We start from the raw sequence: 15,006 nt of genomic DNA, 5'->3' as shown, positions 1-15,006 counted from the left end.
TATTTCATCACTATTCAATAAAGCATGCAATTGCATGCGCTACATCACAATAACCACATTGAAATTAATGGTTAACATTTTTAATCAGTAACATATCAGCATGTGTGATCACCCTTCCACACTGGACGCTTCAAAAAGCCTCTAACAAGCATCAAAAAAGCGGCATTAGACCGCAGTGCCATCAATCGCTTTTAAGGAAGAAATACATGCGATTAACCATTGCTCACAAATTACTTTTAACACTTTTGGCTGTTTTTACTTTGGTATTAGCCGCCTCTTTAACCTACGAATCTCACCAACAAAAAGCCCTATTGCAATCCGTAATAAGCGAACAAACGCTTGATAAAGCAGGTAACTACTTTGACAGCTTAAATATGATGATGTTAACGGGCGCAATGGCGCAACGAGAGACATTGCGCCAAAAAGTATTGTCACATACAGGGATTGATAATGTTCGCGTTATCCGAGGTGAAGGTATCACCAAGTATTTTGGTACAGGATTTGAAGGACAAACACCCATAGATAACTTTGACCGTCGTGCGTTACAAGGCGAACAGATTGTTGAAACTATCGAAACACCCAGCGGGAAAAATTTACTGGTTGCTCTGCCGATGAAAGCCAGTAAAGATTATCGCGGCACTAACTGCCTAACCTGTCATATTGTGCCTGAGGGTGAAGTATTGGGCGTTGTTCGCCTTGAATACCGCTTAGGTCCACTCTATGAACGTGTAAACAAAGAGCTATTATTCGCAGGTGGAATAATGGCACTTATTGCTGGCACTGGCTTTTTGTTCGCGTTATTTATGATTCGACGCATCATAGTGCGCCCATTACGTCGTGTTTCTAACTATATGAAGCAGACCAGCATTAACAAAGATCTCAGCTCTCGCCTCAACGAAACACGCCAGGATGAAATTGGTGAACTATGCCAAAGCTATGATCAACTCTTAGATAACTTCTCTGCCAGCTTGCAACAAGTGCAAACAACCTCAGAGTCACTTACCTTACAAGCTAACGAACTCATTAACGTAGCCTCACAAACGACACACGCTGTAGAGTCTCAACGATCTGAAACAACCGATATCGGTGCGGCCATTGAACAAATGCAACAGCAACAGCACGAAGTCGAACAACGTACCACGGAAGCGGCAGCCCTTAGCCAAAATGCATCAGACTCTGCCCGTCAAGGTACACAGTTAGCCATCAGCGCGGGTGACGACATTCGACATCTAGTACATGGCATTGAAAATGTTCAAACCAGAATTAATCATTTAAATGAACAGAGCAGCCAAGTCACCAGTATTTTAGATGTGATCCGTGGAATTGCCGAACAAACCAATCTACTTGCATTAAATGCCGCGATTGAAGCTGCACGTGCAGGTGATCAAGGTCGGGGGTTTGCTGTGGTTGCTGATGAAGTACGAAACCTTGCCACTCGAACCCACCAAGCAACAGGCGATATTCAAATCATTATTGAAACTTTACACCAAGGCAGTGAAGCTTCAGCGAAAGCGGTTGAAGACACCTGTAAAACAGCTTATGCCAAAATGGAAACCATTGAGCTGCTTTCACAAGCACTATCTAATATAGGTAATCATATTCAGGTAGTTAACAATCACGCAAATGACATCCAACAACAAAGCGCTGAACAGGCAAATATGGCAGATTCAGTGAATACTAAAATTGAAACAATTACCCGACACGCAGATGAAACTTCTTCTCATGCAGCCCAATCAAGAGAGATTAGTGTAAATCTTGAGCAGTTAGCAGAGCAATTAGAGCGATTACTTCATCAATTTACGCTTTCAAGTGATAACAATGCTTGATGCTTGACGTGAGACAGGTAATATTGATGTTTCGGAATGTATCTTAAAGCACAAATTGTCAATTACGACCAAAGTGCCTTAACGGAGAATAATTTAAACATGACTTACGCGCCTGTAACAGACGTATTAAGCGGTAAGCTGGCAGTAGACACTGAAGTCACTGTCCGCGGTTGGATCCGCTCACGTCGTGATTCCAAAGCTGGGATCTCTTTTCTTGCCATTTATGACGGCTCTTGTTTCGACCCGATTCAGGCCGTGGTCCCAAATGAGTTAAATAATTACCAGGAAGAAGTACTTAAACTAACAACTGGTTGCTCTGTTGAGGTCACTGGTAAGATTGTTGAGTCTCCTGCTAAAGGTCAAGATTTTGAACTAACGGCAACAGACGTAAAAGTTGTTGGCCTAGTTGAAGACCCAGACACATACCCAATGGCGAAAACACGTCACTCAATTGAGTACCTTCGTGAAGTCGCTCACCTTCGTCCTCGCACGAACGTGATTGGTGCAGTAGCACGTGTTCGTAACTGTCTATCGCAAGCTATCCACCGCTTCTACCACGAGCAAGGCTACTTCTGGGTTTCTGCACCACTGATCACAGCGTCTGACTGTGAAGGTGCTGGTGAAATGTTCCGCGTTTCTACGCTAGACATGGAAAACCTACCTCGCACAGAACAAGGCAATGTTGATTACAACGAAGACTTCTTCGGTAAAGAAACCTTCCTAACAGTATCTGGTCAGCTAAACGCAGAAGCTTACGCTTGTGCACTAAGCAAAGTGTACACTTTCGGCCCAACTTTCCGTGCTGAAAACTCAAACACTAGCCGCCACCTTGCTGAATTCTGGATGGTAGAGCCTGAAGTTGCTTTCGCAGAACTTGATGACGTAGCGAAACTAGCAGAAGACATGCTGAAGTACGTATTCAAAGCGGTACTTGAAGAGCGTCGCGACGACCTTGAGTTCTTCGCACAACGCATCAACAAAGACGCAATTTCTCGTCTAGAGAACTTCGTTGAGTCTGACTTCGCACAAGTTGACTACACTGATGCAATCCAAATCCTTAAAGATTCTGGTCGCAAATTTGAATTCGATGTTGAGTGGGGCATCGACATGTCTTCTGAGCACGAGCGTTACCTAGCAGAAGAACACTTCAAAGCACCGGTTGTTGTTAAGAACTACCCGAAAGACATCAAGTCTTTCTACATGCGTTTGAACGATGACGGTAAAACAGTTGCAGCGATGGATGTTCTTGCACCGGGTATCGGTGAAATCATCGGTGGTTCTCAGCGTGAAGAGCGTCTAGAACTACTAGACAAGCGTATGGCTGAGATTGGTATCGACCCAGAGCACATGGACTGGTACCGCGACCTACGTCGTTACGGTACTGTACCTCACTCAGGCTTCGGTCTTGGCTTTGAGCGTCTAGTAACGTACGTAACGGGTATGGCGAACATCCGTGATGTGATCCCATTCCCACGTGCGCCACGCTCTGCAAACTTCTAATTAGAAGTTCGCTCAATAGCATTGTAAAAGGCTACCTTCGGGTGGCCTTTTTTATGGCTGATATTTATCCCCCACCCTATGCCGATAACCCCTAACATCGACACCATTTCCTTTCAGCTTTATTCAGAATATTTGTAACCGGAATTTCCATCCCCTCTTCGGTATTCATCTTATTCCCTGATCTTTCTTTTGCTTTCAATAAGTTCTCACTCTCGGTAATAACGTGAAAGCTTATTTTCGTTACATGTATCAAGGTTAAAGCCCAACTGGTCAGGTATTATAAGCACCCAGTCACTTATCGCGACTCACTACCTCCACTTGGCGTTATTCATCACTCCAAGGATACAAACAGAGATCGAGCTTAAAACATTCAGACCAAATAAATCGGATGCGTATTTGATCCTTGGCTAATCATTTAGTCACTTTCGAAGGACGATACAAAAGGAAGCAAGCAATTCATGAAAACGAGAAGCTATTTCCATCTTTGTGTTACCTCTTTTGTACTGATGTGCGCTGCAGCGCTCACAACCAAAGGTTTTTTCTTCACAGAACACACCAGATTACTGCTTAGTGATACTGGCATCGTTCCTATTATGTATGCTGACCCTGTCGCTTTAGTTATACCTATTGTGCTTGGTATTAGCGCCCTCACCGCTTGCTTTGGCATCACAACTTTATTGCCTGTTGTTGCCGCCTTCTGCATACACATAGCCTTATTAGGGCTTGCGCTTTACCAAGGCTTACATATTGATTGCGGTTGTTATCTACCGGGATCACTTCAGTCAGAAGTCTACAGTACACTTCTGCCACAATTTCTCGTTCTGCTGCTGATCCTTTGCGTTTCAGCAGCCCTATATTATTTCAATAACTTGGCAAACCACCGTCTTATCGCACCAAGCGTGTGAAGTGGCGGAACTAGCCTACTTTATTTAAGGATACAATCATGAGACAAAACAAGGCATCTTTGCACTCGCTTTCTTTCCTGCGTATCGGACGTAGTTTTTCACTCAAGGTTCTTATTCTTGCCAGTGCATTGTTAACCTTACCCTTCAGTGCTAATGCAGGTCTGTTTGGCGGTAAATTCAAAGCTGAAGTCGAGACAGAACAAGTGGCTATCAAGCTTCATAATGAAACCCTTGCTGGCAACTATCAGCTCATCGACACTAATGGGCTCAAAGCACTCACCGAGCAAAACAGCGATGTGATGATTGTCGATGCTATGCCGTTCAAAGACAGCTATAAGAAAGAGCATATCCCAAACGCTGAGCAATTCGAGTTCCCTATTCCTAACATGCCAGAGTGGGATTCTGCATTAACCGACCAGAAGTCAGTTGAGGATTTCACCCAGCTTCTTGGTCAAGACAAGAGCAAAACCTTGGTCTTTTATTGTGGTTTCGTAAAATGCAGTCGTAGCCATAATGCTGCAGCTTGGGCAGTGAAGCTTGGTTACACCAATGTTTATCGTTACCCTGGTGGTATTTTTGCCTGGAAAGGCGCAGGCTTTAAAACCGCTTCGCTATAACCTTTCTATCTAACACAGGTAATATCAAAAAGGCTGGAGCAATGACCCAGCCTTTTCCTTTAGCATACAATGCCACGACCAACTGACCGATATACCAACAGCTAGCATGAAATATGTAACAGGCTTACACTCACAATAGACTTGGTTGCAAGGTTAGAATAAGCTTACGCCTATCCGCTTATTTCAGTAAGCAGCAATGCTAAACCACATGAGTCTATTATGATCAGAGAAAACACCCTAGCGCCAGCAAGCCAATGGGCCAAACCCTTCGTTTCTGAAGTCGCTGAAATTATTAACCAACTAAAAGAATACGGTTATGATTCAGCTACCATTGCTAATTTAACTGGCCTACAAGAGAAAAAACTCTCTGATTGGACATCACGTTATAAGCGTGAGCCTGAAAATCTGTCTGATATTCCCTACCCTTGCTGGTGTTTTCTAACAGCACTGGTTGGTCGACCAAATATTCAAAATAATGGTCAGCCAATCGATGTAGATGCAAGAAAAGTGATGCGCGCATTCAAACCAACAGCATTTAAAAATAAAAATGCTTTTGAAATGCCAAGCGAAAAAGAATTTAAACGCGTTATTGGCGACAATACATTTACAGGTATTACCGTTGAGAACCTTTGTGAGACCTTTCAGTGGAAACCTGTTCAGATAGCGACAAGCTTAGAAAAAGGGACATTACCTTTCTTAAATTGGTGTCTGATCCTTATGCTTTGCGGCTTCAACATCCAAAAAATGCTGCTCACTCAGCATGATGGCGAAATAATGCTAAACCACTAGGTCTGCTAGTCGGCACAATACCAGAGACAAAAAAGGCTACCCCAAAGGTAGCCTTTTATTTATCTATACCTATACGTAGTGCTGACTATAGTACGTGTGATTAATTCGATGTCGTATTATTCAGATTCTACTTCTGGGCGTTCTTTACGTTGAACACCGAGTAAGAAGTTACGTAAAATCTGGTCTTTACACTCACGGTAGTGTTTGTTTTCAGGCTTACGGAAGAACGCGCTAAGCTCATGCTTACTTAATTTAAAGTCGATGCTTTCCATGATTTCCAGTACATCTTCAGCACGGTAATTCAGTGCAATACGTAACTTCATGAAGATCATGTTGTTGGTTAAACGTGTTTCAGGCTCTGGTTGCTCACCTTCTTTCTTACCACGTTTATGGTTAATTAAACCATTTAGAAAAATGGCCAGTTCACGGTCTGTACATTTTTTGAAAGCGTCATCATCGTCTTTCTTCAACCAATCGCTAACTTGCTCTCTAGTGACTTCATGTTCTGCAGCAGCAAAAATACTGATCATCTCTGCATCATTAAAATCAAAAGTATAGCGAATACGGCGTAAGATATCGTTGTTGACCACAAGTATGTCCTAGGTTTATTACAGCTCAGTCGAGATGACTCACTGCGAAATTTTGCAGTATTTTACCAGACATCAGCGTAACTTTATTCCTAAAGCGATATTATTTCTTTACTTACCTGCTATAGTTGCGGTTCTTAAACGAGATAGAACACTATGACACAAGTAAACAACCCGCTACATGGCATCACACTCGAAAAGCTTCTTACAGAATTAGTTGAACATTATGGCTGGGAAGAACTCGGTTACCGCATCGACATTCGCTGCTTTAACCAAGATCCAAGCATCAAATCGAGCCTTAAATTCTTACGTAAAACAGAATGGGCGCGCACTAAAGTTGAAGCACTTTATATTGATATGGTTCAGAAGTAATTCTGAGCATTCATACTCAGCATGAATAAGAGCTGGTAACACTGGCTCTTAATAGCTCCCCCCTCGTTTCAGCACATCATTATCGTAAATTTCAGTTTCTTTTACTCCGCAGCTCATTTCACAAATTTCCCTAACAAGCTTTATCTCAAACATTTATAGGGTAATCACTCTAACTTGAACTAACCTAATTGTACGAATACCGTTCACAGGGAAGGAGAACGCAATGCCCGAGATAAATGTCAGCCAACAAAACCATATTCTGTCACTTGAGATTGACAGACCAGCGGCAAAAAATGCCATTAATCAGAGTATGTATCAAGCGCTTGCAGACGCTATAGAAGGCAGCCAAGACAATAAAGAGGTACGTGCGATTTTATTGCATGCGCAAGGAAATGTATTTACTAGCGGCAATGACATGCAAGATTTCCTTGCTATCTCCAACGGGGCGCAAGACGACCATGCTGGACGCTTCATCAAAGCACTCATCAGTAATAAAAAGCCTGTTGTAGCTGTTGTCGAAGGGCCTGCAATTGGTATAGGTACTACCCTCTTACAATTTTGTGATTTTGTTTTCATCTCACCCCATGCTTTTTTCAAAACGCCATTTGCTCAATTAGGACTATGTCCTGAATTTGCATCAAGCCAGTATTTATCCCGACTAATTGGTATTCGAAAAGCAAAAGCTATGTTGATGCTGGGTGAGACAATGACAGCAGAAGAGGCGCTGACTTTAGGCTTTGTCAGTGGGCTCAGCCATAACCCCATGGAAGATGCAAACTCCTGTCTAGAGCAGCTCACAAAACTCCCTCCCTCTGCGATGCAAATCAGCAAAGCGATGTTGGTAAACTTTGAAGTTAAAGACTTAATCGAGTGCGTTGACGCTGAAAACAAACAGTTATTTCAATTACTAACACAACCAGAAGCACGAGAAGCCATTTCGGCCTTTCTAGAGAAAAGGCCCGCCAACTTTAGTCAGTTTTAACTAATTACTCGCTTATTACCTGTACCGTTAAATCGGATTCATTACGACAAGTCTCAATAGAAAATTGATCTAAATCAATTTTCTATTGACATAATCAATACACACCCATAAAGTTGCACTTAAAATACAACTTTATGGGTGGAGCGATGAAAACAAAACAAATTCTTATTAACCCTTTCAAAACAGCCTCACTGATAGGCGGTATTATTATGGTACTCAGCTTAATCATACTAACCAGCTCACTACTGATCAGTTTCCCTTTCGCCGATAACTTTACTATCTACCAACAAGCTATCGCTCATGTGACCACAATCGTTATTGCTGGTGTATTTAAAGTTGGCTACGTCATTTTTATTGTTGGTCGCTATGAAAGAGGATTAGCTTTTTGATATTGACTTCTTTAAATAATAAAAAAGCCAGCAACTTGCGTTACTGGCTTACTAAAATCGTTAACGTATTTTAGGACGAGACAAGCATTAGCCCGAATTAAGCGGTTACTGTCACTTTCACGACGTCTTCTATTTTATTTGGCTCATCTTCATCTTGAACAAACGAAACAAAGAAGCCAGCCGCTATCATGGCACAACCCCCTAACACTAATGCCATCATGGTGTTGCCATCAAATGCCCAGCGTGTAAAGAAGCCTAAAATACCTGCAGCCAGAATCTGAGGGAGCACGATAAAAAAATTAAAGACCCCCATATAGAAACCCATTTTACGACTCGGTAATGCACCCGCTAAGATAGCGTAAGGCATACACAGAATACTCGCCCAAGCGATACCAATACCTACCATGTTAAGCATCAGCATTTGTGGGTTTTCAATCATAGCAATAGACGCCAAGCTCCCCCCTCCAATCACTAACGCTAGCGAGTGGACAAATTTCCGACTGGTACGATTAGCAAGCCAAGGTAGTGCAAAGGCCGCTAAAGCAGAAATACCATTGTATGCTGCAAAACAAAGTCCAACCCAGTCGGCACCTTCATTATACAAGGCTGAGCTGGCATCGGAGGTTCCAAATATATGTGATGTAACGGCGGAGGTGGTGTAAATCCACATCGCGAACAAAGCAAACCATGAGAAAAACTGAACAACCGCAAGCTGCATCATGGTTTTAGGCATAGCGCGCAAATCATCAATGATTTCTTTCAGGCTAGCTTTTTCTTCTTTTTCTTGAACAAGATCACCTGCCGATTCAGCAGCATGGAATTTATCCATTTCTTCTGGTGAATATTCTTTGGTTTTGAATACCGTCCATAAAATGGATGCTAAGAAAACCAATGCGCCACAAAGGAATGAGATTTTCACTGACGGCGGTACTTCGCCCGCAGGTGCTGTATTTGCCACATCAAAAACATTACTCAAGATATACGGCATTGCCGAAGCAACAACAGAACCGACACCAATAAAGAAAGTTTGGACAGCGAAGCCTTGAGTACGCTGATCTGATGGTAGGTTATCAGCGACTAACGCTCGGAACGGTTCCATCGACACATTAATAGAAGCATCTAAAATCCAAAGCATACCTGCAGCAACCCACAAGTACGGAGAGTAAGGCATAACAAGCAGTGCTATTGACGATGCGATGGCACCGCATAAGAAATATGGCCGACGTCGTCCCAATACTGTCCATGTACGGTCACTGAAGTAACCAATGATAGGTTGAACGAGTAAACCTGTCAGCGGCGCAGCAATCCATAAGATCGGAATTTGATCTATGCTCGCGCCTAGCGTTTCAAAAATTCGACTCACATTAGCATTTTGCAAGCCGAAGCCAAACTGAATGCCTAAAAACCCAAAACTCATGTTCCATATTTGCCAAAAAGACAGGCGTGGCTTTTCCATTTTATTCCCCGATTAAACGCCAGCGACCTCATTCATTGTTGCTGTTTGATAAATGCACAACAGATAAATGAAGCCGGTATATTTCCACGCTCAGGGCTGATGAATATAGGATAAAAACATCAGTTACTTGCTTTTATCTCTCTAAATGGCTTTTTGTGGTGTTTTATAATTAAAAGCCATATTAAATCATCATATTAGAGCGTTTTCCTTCGGGGAGTAATCCTACGTTAGAGCTATCCATACCAACTGTGATCAGTTTCACATCACAATGTTACATCACCAGCACATCTCGTAAAATTACACCAAATTTGATCGCCGCCACAAAAAACATTCGATTAAGCTCACAAAACAGTCAACAAACTCAATAAATAACGTTATTTAATAACTATAAAGCAAAACTTTCCGCGCTATTTTTATAAGGTGGTTACCGATAAGATGCAAAAAATATCTGGTATGAAAATAAATCGGGTTAAATTGTTGCATTTTGTTGTAAATAGGCACTCTCAAAGGGTATAAAGAGAGCTATAGCCCTTTATTACTCTCAGCATGGATGACCACCACAATGTTTGAAAAAATCGTAGCTGCACCAGCCGATCCTATCCTTGGCCTCACTGAAGAATTCAAAAACGATGCTCGCGCAGAGAAAATTAATCTAGGTGTGGGTATTTACAAAGATGAAACAGGTAATACACCTGTACTTGCTACTGTTAAGAAAGCAGAAGCCATCCTGTTAGAAAAAGAAACAACTAAGTCATACCTTAGCATCCCTGGTACAGCGGAATACGGCCTTGCTGTGCAGCAACTGCTATTTGGTCATGACGCTACGATTATCTCAAACAAGCGTGCACTTACAGCACAAGCACCGGGTGGTACGGGTGCATTACGCGTTGCTGCTGAATTCATTAAACGTCAGCTTGGTGATGTAAAAGTATGGATCAGTAACCCAACTTGGGCTAACCACAACGGCGTATTTGCGGCGGCAAACCTTGAAACTGCGCAATATGGCTATTACAACGCTGAAACTAAAGACATGGACTTTGCGGCCATGCTGAACGATTTATCTCAAGCTGATGCTGGCGACATCGTGCTACTACATGGCTGTTGTCATAACCCAACAGGTATCGACCCAGATACAGCACAATGGGAGCAACTAGCAGCGCTGTGTGTTGAAAAAGAACTGCTTCCAATGTTTGACTTTGCTTATCAAGGTTTTGCTGCTGGCGTTGAAGAAGATGCACTGGGTCTACGTATTTTTGCGGCACAATGTAAAGAGCTTTTAATTGCGAGTTCGTTCTCTAAAAACTTTGGTTTATACAACGAGCGCGTTGGTGCTTTCACTCTTGTAGCTGAAACGGCAGAGCTTGCAAATACCGCTTTTAGCCAGGTGAAGAGTATTGCTCGAGTCATCTACTCTAACCCACCCGCTCACGGTGCGGCAATTGTAACCGAGATCCTAAACGATACTGCTTTACGTGCAGAATGGGAGCAGGAAGTCGCAGAGATGCGTGATCGTATCCAAGAAATGCGTACATTATTCGTCAACACCTTGAAAGAGCTAGGTGTGGATGCCGACTTTAGCTTTATCGAGCGTCAAAATGGCATGTTCTCGTTCTCAGGCTTAAGTAAAGAGCAAGTGAACCGTTTAAAAGATGAATTTGCAATTTACATCGTTGGCTCTGGTCGTATCAGCGTTGCCGGCATGACCAAAAATAACATGCTACCACTTTGTAAAGGTATTGCCGCGGTATTGTAGAATCAGCCTGCAACCGTATATGCATGTTTGATCTATATTAATTAACGAGGGGGCTAATCATTAGCCCCCTTTTTTTATTTCTATTTATTGTTCGCAACGTCATAGATGTACTGACTATTCAGTTTCAACCCGACTTATCTAGCGGTAGTACATTACAGAACAACTCCCTTTCGTATTGACGTTCTAATTGATCTCGCCAAGGCTTATTTGATATCGGTACCAAATAAAATTTTTCTCTTGATGTATCTGTCACAAAAGCCATGCCATGCTGCATAAGCTCATAATGGATGTCATGCACAAATCCCAGAGAAAAGCTCTGTCTGCCCGTTAGCTGATTAATATCGTCGCGCGTCAAGCACACACCTTGTTCTTCTTCAGCAAAGCGATTACGAAGCCAGTCAGAAAACTCTCTAGCACTTATCATCGTCATAAATCTTGCCTCCGAGTTATATATCAAATCCACTTAACCAATCTGGATAAGTCAGTGTTCAGGTCATTGCGTAGGAGCCATCGCTCAGAACAAAAATAGATTGAAGCTAGCGAATTTTTCTACCTACAAATCTATAACGCAGTTATCAGTGATTTTAACCAGCAAGATTGATCAGCCACTTAGTTAGATTGGTACTACTGCCCTGATGGATAAGTCTGTTTTACTTGGTATTGAGTCCCTGAATATTTAAATCCGTTATAAATAAGTTATAGCAGAGACTTAAGAAATCGTCAGATTAATGAGATGTCGTTAACAAAATTGAGATAAAAAGATAAAGAATGAGGGGAAGTGTGACACTTGGTATGAAAAAGAAAGGAACACCCGCCTCTAACGATAAGAGGCGGGGAGCGAGAATTAAGCTGCTTTATAAAGCACTTTGTTACCCGCTAGCTGGATACGCTCAACTAGGCCTTCTTCAGCCAGTTTTTTTAGCGCGCCAGTCGCCCAAGAAGCCGCTTTCGCATCTTCTTGACCCGCTTGAAGACCAATACCTTTCGGGTTTAGACCTTCAGCGTTGCTTATTACAATATCAAGCACTTGCTGCTGTTTTGGAGTCAAAGACACTTTTGCAGCTGGTGCTGCTTTCACTGTCTTTTTTTCTTCTACAGGCTTCGCCGCTGGTGCAGCTTTTACTGTTTCTGCAGTTGGTGCTTTTTTCACAGCGTCTTTCTTCGCTGCTGGTTTTGCTACTGCTACATTTGCTAATACACGCTTTTGCAGCTTAAGCTGAACTTTACGTTTGTGAGAGATTCTCATTAAATTTCCTACTCCGTTGCACTACTTTCAGTCGCCACTGTTCCAGCGGGAAAAAGTAAGCGCGTTTTATACCAAGGATGTCAGAGAAATGCCAGCAAACGGTTATTTAACCCACAACAAAACATGATTTCACTCAAAATTCTGTATATTTTGTCCAAATTTAGTCATTAACACTCCCCAAAAAAGCAAAATTGCGAGAAGTGCATATCAAGCATAATATTATTAAACATAGTGCATTATTGGGTTCTACCTGTGTGCGCTAATTACCATAACGCTACGTATAAGCTTTAAAAGCAGTACGGAAACACCTTCAAAATTGCTCATTTAGATACAAAGTGCTTATGCATAAACCCGTGAACAAAACATCTGTTATCGAGACACCAACAATGGAAACTCGGTACATCAAACCCATCAATAGCCAACCCAGCGTTTACTGGTTTGCGTTCAGTCTCGCTGCTATTTTGGCCATAGGTATCACAAGTTTTCTAATACCAACGATCAATAACGTCGGATTATCTATCTTGTTACTGTTTGCCATTACCTTTTCGGTCATGGCATTTAAACAAATGAGCACCCCGGTTCTGACATTCACCCTCAGTTTTATGCACTTGCAATATCACAGCGCAGAAGGCGGTTGGTCGCTTCGCTGGCAATCTATTCAGCAACTTGGGTTAGCAGAGTTACCAACTGCAGAGGGTTGGTATCAGACATTGCCTTGGATGGGAGTAAAACTAAAGAATTATGATGATTTTTTAACCTCCGTCTGCCCACGAGTAGCCAGCAAAATGTTAATAGAACAACGTGGCTTGCTATTTATTGCTTTTAAACGTACTCCAAACAGCCCACACGCAATTGAAGACATGTTATTTGATGATACCCCTTACATCACCCAAAACGGCGTCGTGCTGAAGGGTTTAATCGCTATGCTTGCAAACCGCATGCGCTATAACCGTGAACTATTAGGGTTTGATTTCTTTATTGCTGATGATTTATTTGATCGACCTTTAGGCGAGTTTGTTGGATTAGCGAGGCGGTATCTTGCTCAAGCTAATACCAGCACCGTTAATTGACTTCACAGAGCACGAAAAAAAACCGCACCTATATAGGCACGGCCCTTTATTCATCACTTTACTGAAAAATCAGTACAGCGGCATTTCGTCAGCCACGAATGGGTTCGAAGCGCGTTCATTACCAAACGTTGAAAGAGGACCATGACCCGGCACAAAAGTAACGTCGTTGCCTAGTGGCCACAATTTACCTTTAATTGAATTAATCAGAGTCTGATAATCCCCTTTAGGGAAATCTGTACGGCCGATACCACCGTTAAATAGCACATCACCCACGAACGCAATTTTAGCGTCTGTGTTATGCAAAATAACATGTCCCGGTGTATGGCCAGGCGTATGCAATACGTGCAGCACTTGATTACCAACGGGGATGTCATCACCTTCATCTAACCAGCGGTCAGGGTCAAATGCTTCAGTTAATGGGAAGCCAAACATTTCACTTTGACGTGCTAAACCTTGTAGCCAGAAAGCGTCTTCTTTGTGAGGGCCCCATACAGGCACACCTAGGTCAGCCGCTAACGCTGTTGTTCCGCCGACATGATCCAAGTGACCGTGTGTCAGCACTAACTTAACAACGTTCAGACCTAACTCGGCAATTTTAGCTTTCAGTAAGTGAACATCACCACCTGGGTCGACCACGACTGCCGCTTTGGTTTCATCACACCATACAATCGAACAATTTTGCTGATACGGTGTTACAGGTACAATTTCAAATTGAAGGCTCATGCTGAAAGGTTTCCTTAGAATTAAACTGATGCAAGAGTACCATTTTCTTCCTAAAAACAACAAAGCCGACAGTTTATGTCGGCTTTGTTGTCTCGCTCATAGCTAACCACGCCAGCTTCTCACTGGACCTGTGTCTATATGAACAAAATCACTTTTCGGATAATATCCAACGCCACCTAAGCGTAATTCTTTTGCTGCTTTATGGACTTTTGATAAAGGCACGCCTTCTAAATTAAAGTCGATGGCTTGCCCTTTCATGTGGTAACTTTTTTTCGCTACCCCACCATTTTTTTGCAACATCTTATTTGTTTTGGGTGAACGATAACCCGATATAATACGAACTTGCCCTTTGTGCCCTAAATTAGCTTGGATCTTGGCAATACCATCAAACAATCTTTTATCCATTTTCGCGACCTCGTTTTGGCGGAAATCGCGACAAATCTGATAAATACGTTGTAGTTCTTCAGGTAAATAGTCTTCACCATCAAAGTATTGCGTCTCTAAATCTTCGCCAGTGTGAATATTACACATAGACATTTGACGAGGGTTGGTCGACTTAAATGGGCTTGCGATCGCAAGCTGTGGAAACAAGCTAGCCCCTAATGTAATACCACCAGCAATCAGAATCTGACGGCGTTTGTAATCAATTTCAGACATCCCCAAAACCCATTTGAAACAAAAAAACACAACATGATGTTGCCCGAACGCCGATTAAATTAACGTTCAAATTTTAAACAGTCAAATGGGATGCATAGAATAAAACACCGCTTCATTGCTGAAACGGTGTCTAA

The 15,006-nt window shown here is 42.4% G+C and carries 16 protein-coding genes; 10 read left to right on the top strand and 6 right to left on the bottom strand.

Annotated features, from left to right (window positions below; translation table 11 throughout):
* Positions 1-206: 206 nt before the first annotated feature.
* The 5 genes from OCU77_RS06805 to OCU77_RS06785 all read left to right on the top strand — a co-directional run bounded on the left by OCU77_RS06805 (position 207) and on the right by OCU77_RS06785 (position 5,637).
* Positions 207-1,826, top strand: coding sequence for a methyl-accepting chemotaxis protein (locus tag OCU77_RS06805; protein WP_048897143.1), 1,620 nt, complete (start codon positions 207-209; stop codon positions 1,824-1,826).
* A 99-nt stretch (positions 1,827-1,925) separates the two neighbouring features.
* The gene (gene asnS / locus OCU77_RS06800; RefSeq protein ID WP_048897296.1) at positions 1,926-3,326 is read left to right on the top strand and encodes an asparagine--tRNA ligase; all 1,401 of its coding nucleotides are present in this window, start codon (positions 1,926-1,928) and stop codon (positions 3,324-3,326) included.
* A gap of 458 nt (positions 3,327-3,784) precedes the next feature.
* The gene (locus OCU77_RS06795; RefSeq protein ID WP_048897142.1) at positions 3,785-4,231 is read left to right on the top strand and encodes a MauE/DoxX family redox-associated membrane protein; all 447 of its coding nucleotides are present in this window, start codon (positions 3,785-3,787) and stop codon (positions 4,229-4,231) included.
* Between the two features lie 38 nt (positions 4,232-4,269).
* Positions 4,270-4,848: a rhodanese-like domain-containing protein gene (locus OCU77_RS06790; RefSeq protein ID WP_048897141.1), complete on the top strand. Its 579-nt coding sequence runs from the start codon at positions 4,270-4,272 to the stop codon at positions 4,846-4,848.
* A gap of 219 nt (positions 4,849-5,067) precedes the next feature.
* Complete coding sequence (locus OCU77_RS06785; protein ID WP_048897140.1) at positions 5,068-5,637, top strand: hypothetical protein; 570 nt, start codon at positions 5,068-5,070, stop codon at positions 5,635-5,637.
* Positions 5,638-5,753: 116 nt separating this feature from the next.
* Here the strand turns inward: OCU77_RS06785 and OCU77_RS06780 are convergent, their stop codons facing one another.
* Entirely contained in the window at positions 5,754-6,227 is a 474-nt protein-coding gene (locus OCU77_RS06780) for a YehS family protein (protein ID WP_048897139.1), read from the bottom strand.
* A 153-nt stretch (positions 6,228-6,380) separates the two neighbouring features.
* On the opposite strand from OCU77_RS06780, the gene OCU77_RS06775 reads away from it, so the two are divergent.
* The 3 genes from OCU77_RS06775 to OCU77_RS06765 all read left to right on the top strand — a co-directional run bounded on the left by OCU77_RS06775 (position 6,381) and on the right by OCU77_RS06765 (position 7,967).
* The gene (locus tag OCU77_RS06775; RefSeq protein ID WP_048897138.1) at positions 6,381-6,596 is read left to right on the top strand and encodes a VF530 family protein; all 216 of its coding nucleotides are present in this window, start codon (positions 6,381-6,383) and stop codon (positions 6,594-6,596) included.
* Positions 6,597-6,819: 223 nt separating this feature from the next.
* Positions 6,820-7,578 carry an enoyl-CoA hydratase-related protein gene (locus OCU77_RS06770; RefSeq protein WP_048897137.1) on the top strand — a complete coding sequence of 253 codons (759 nt, stop codon included), beginning with the start codon at positions 6,820-6,822 and terminating at the stop codon, positions 7,576-7,578.
* Between the two features lie 146 nt (positions 7,579-7,724).
* Entirely contained in the window at positions 7,725-7,967 is a 243-nt protein-coding gene (locus OCU77_RS06765; protein WP_048897136.1) for a hypothetical protein, read from the top strand.
* A gap of 97 nt (positions 7,968-8,064) precedes the next feature.
* Here OCU77_RS06765 and OCU77_RS06760 read toward each other — a convergent pair whose 3' ends face one another.
* Positions 8,065-9,423, bottom strand: coding sequence for an MFS transporter (locus OCU77_RS06760; RefSeq protein ID WP_107302401.1), 1,359 nt, complete (start codon positions 9,421-9,423; stop codon positions 8,065-8,067).
* A gap of 562 nt (positions 9,424-9,985) precedes the next feature.
* On the opposite strand from OCU77_RS06760, the gene OCU77_RS06755 reads away from it, so the two are divergent.
* Positions 9,986-11,176 (top strand): amino acid aminotransferase, encoded by a 1,191-nt coding sequence (locus OCU77_RS06755; RefSeq protein WP_048897295.1) that lies wholly within the window; start codon positions 9,986-9,988, stop codon positions 11,174-11,176.
* Between the two features lie 124 nt (positions 11,177-11,300).
* On the opposite strand, the gene OCU77_RS06750 is transcribed toward OCU77_RS06755, so the two are convergent.
* Positions 11,301-11,606 (bottom strand): hypothetical protein, encoded by a 306-nt coding sequence (locus OCU77_RS06750; protein WP_048897135.1) that lies wholly within the window; start codon positions 11,604-11,606, stop codon positions 11,301-11,303.
* Positions 11,607-12,020: 414 nt separating this feature from the next.
* On the bottom strand, positions 12,021-12,422 hold the full coding sequence (locus tag OCU77_RS06745; RefSeq protein WP_048897134.1) for a hypothetical protein: 402 nt from the start codon (positions 12,420-12,422) through the stop codon (positions 12,021-12,023).
* Positions 12,423-12,775: 353 nt separating this feature from the next.
* Here OCU77_RS06745 and OCU77_RS06740 point away from each other — a divergent pair, with 353 nt between their 5' ends.
* The gene (locus OCU77_RS06740; RefSeq protein ID WP_239685800.1) at positions 12,776-13,492 is read left to right on the top strand and encodes a DUF2982 domain-containing protein; all 717 of its coding nucleotides are present in this window, start codon (positions 12,776-12,778) and stop codon (positions 13,490-13,492) included.
* A 69-nt stretch (positions 13,493-13,561) separates the two neighbouring features.
* On the opposite strand, the gene OCU77_RS06735 is transcribed toward OCU77_RS06740, so the two are convergent.
* Positions 13,562-14,215, bottom strand: coding sequence for an MBL fold metallo-hydrolase (locus OCU77_RS06735; RefSeq protein WP_048897133.1), 654 nt, complete (start codon positions 14,213-14,215; stop codon positions 13,562-13,564).
* A 102-nt stretch (positions 14,216-14,317) separates the two neighbouring features.
* Positions 14,318-14,872 carry a YcbK family protein gene (locus tag OCU77_RS06730; protein ID WP_048897132.1) on the bottom strand — a complete coding sequence of 185 codons (555 nt, stop codon included), beginning with the start codon at positions 14,870-14,872 and terminating at the stop codon, positions 14,318-14,320.
* Positions 14,873-15,006: the final 134 nt, after the last annotated feature.

It is taken from the genome of Photobacterium swingsii, from assembly GCF_024346715.1.
Classification (GTDB): domain Bacteria; phylum Pseudomonadota; class Gammaproteobacteria; order Enterobacterales; family Vibrionaceae; genus Photobacterium; species Photobacterium swingsii.
Note: the sequence above shows the minus strand (reverse complement) of the source record. Positions and strands in the feature narration are given on the sequence as shown.